This is a genomic window from Sphingomonas astragali, from assembly GCF_051400615.1.
Lineage (GTDB): Bacteria > Pseudomonadota > Alphaproteobacteria > Sphingomonadales > Sphingomonadaceae > Sphingomonas.
Window position 1 is genome coordinate 1 of the sequence record NZ_JBLFFH010000007.1, and the last position, 1,637, is coordinate 1,637.

General features: G+C 67.9%; 1 protein-coding gene. It reads right to left on the reverse strand.

The features are described 5' to 3' along the window. The coding region (locus ACMGER_RS18135; RefSeq protein WP_436813583.1) for an Ig-like domain-containing protein at positions 1 to 1,637 on the reverse strand (1,637 nt) is incomplete at both ends.

A 1,637-nucleotide genomic window follows, 5' to 3' on the forward strand; every position in this document is an offset into this window, starting at 1 on the left:
GGGCCGGTCCCGACCAGGTTCCCGTCAGGATCGCGCACCTCCACCGTCGCTCCGGGCTCGCCGGTGCCGGTCACCACGATGCCGGCGGGATCCACCGCCGCCGTGGGAGCGGCAGGTTCGGTAATGTCCGGAGCAAGTGCGGTCGTGGGATCGGAGGCGTTCCCGGCGGCGTCGGTCTGGATGACCGTCAGGCTCTCGCCGTTGGCTTGCGCCGTGGTCAGCGGGACCGAGTAGCTGCCGTCGCCGGCAACCGTGCCGGTGCCGATCACGGTGCCGCCCGGATCGCGCACGGTAATAGTCGCTCCCGCTTCGCCTTGACCGGTCACGACCGTGCCGGTGGCATTGACCGTCGCGGTGGGTGCATCGGGAACGGTGAAGTCAGGCGCCAGCGCGGTAACCGGATCGGACGTGTTGCCGGCCGCATCCGCTAACGTGACCGTCAGGCTTTCGCCATTGGTCTGCGCCGGAGACAGCGCGACGGTATAGCTGCCGCCACCATTGACGATGCCGGTGCCGATCACATCGCCGTCGGGATCGGTGACGGTGACCGTGGCACCAGCCTCACCGGTGCCGGTCACGACCGTGCCGTCGTCATTGACGTCGGCTGTCGGTGCATCCGGCGCGGTGATGTCCGGAGCGAACGCGATCGTCGGATCGGAGACATTGCCTTCGACGTCGCGCTGGGTGACCGTCAGGCGCTCGCCATTGGTCTGCGCCGGAGACAGCGTGACGGTGTAGTTGCCGTCGCCACCGACCAGGCCGGTGCCGATCACGCTGCCGCTCGGTCCGCGGACGGTGACGGTCGCCCCTGCTTCGCCCGTGCCGGTTACCGACGCACCGTCAGGTGCGATGACAACGGTCGGCGGATCGGGGTCATCCGTCGTCCCTGCGCCGGAGACGTCGACCAAGACCTCGAGGGTGCCGGTCTCGGTCTGCCCGTCGGGGGAGACGAGCTGGTAGGTGAAGCTGTCGACCAGATCGGAAGCCGAGTGGGGCAGGTCCGCGCGGGGCGTGTAGACATATTCGCCCGTCTCGGTGACCGTCAGCGTACCATAGGTGCCGTTTATCGTGAGCCCGGCGTCACCGACATCGACGAACCCCGTCCCGTCGTTCACCTGCAGCTCGATGAATGCGGAGCCGAGCGTATCGTTGTCGAGCAGGTCGCCCGTCGCGTTGGTCGTGCCCGCCACCTCATACTGGTCGAGATCGGTGATCGCCTGTCCGAGATAGACGGTGGTATCATAGGCACCGACCAGGCTCAGGCCCTCGACCTCGAAGGTGTAGGTGCCCGTCTGCAGGTCCTCCACCGTCAGGCTGAGGCCGGTGCCGAGCCCGATCCCGAGCACGTCGCCGATCGCGGTACCCGACACCGTGTCGACGACATTGCCGCCGGCATCGCGCACCGTGATCGTGTAGGTCGGCAACAGGGTCAGGCCCGGCTCGAGCACCGCGATGATCGTGGTGGTCGAGGTGGTTCCCGCCGTGACCGTGAAGCTGCCGCTGCCCGAGCCCGATCCCAGGAGGATCGGCGTGTTGAACTCGAACTGCTCGGCCGGCGGAACCGTTTCGACGACATTCTGGTACACGACCCCTGCGGTGGCCTGGTCGTCGTTCGCCACCGGTGCGCCGGTGACGTC